The organism is Haloarcula sp. Atlit-7R (assembly GCF_003666065.1).
In the GTDB taxonomy this organism is placed as follows: Archaea; Halobacteriota; Halobacteria; order Halobacteriales; family Haloarculaceae; genus Haloarcula; species Haloarcula taiwanensis.
Genome location: NZ_QXIK01000085.1, coordinates 1 through 486 on the forward strand (window position 1 = coordinate 1; position 486 = coordinate 486).

Annotated in this window: 1 pseudogene; it reads right to left on the reverse strand. The window is 58.6% G+C overall.

What is annotated here, in order from left to right:
* A pseudogene (locus D3D01_RS22750) lies at window positions 1–224 on the reverse strand (RNA-guided endonuclease TnpB family protein); the annotation flags it as partial.
* Window positions 225–486 lie beyond the last annotated feature (262 nt).

The window sequence follows — 486 nt, forward strand, 5'->3', positions numbered from 1 at the left end:
TTGAGGAGGCCTGGAACATGGCGCTTCAACGCGTCCTTCGCTTGGTACGGGAGGTCGTAGGGCGTTACAATATCGTTGACCGCCGTCATCGTCGTTGCGTTGGCGTCGAACGCTTCACAGAGGGCTTCCCGATAGGTTGACTGCAGGTTCTGAAGCTTCTGCTCTTTGTGCGACGTCGGCTCGACGAGCGACGCAACGACTGTTCGGATTCGTTCGTCTGGCATGGTTGTCGAGGCACGTCTGCACTTCCGCGCGCCTCCGCCCATCGCGGGCGCGAAAAAACAACGGCGAGTCGAACGGAATTCACATCACTGCTTGCTGTTGCCCCACATTCGTGGGACGTAGCCAAGGTCCTCGACGTCGTCCGCGTAGTCACGGAGGAGATTGACGAGGACGAGTTCGGGAACACCGGACGTTGCCTGTTCGACTAACCACTCTTCGAGGTCGACCGCTGCCTGTTCGATCTCGTTGAGGTCAACCGACATT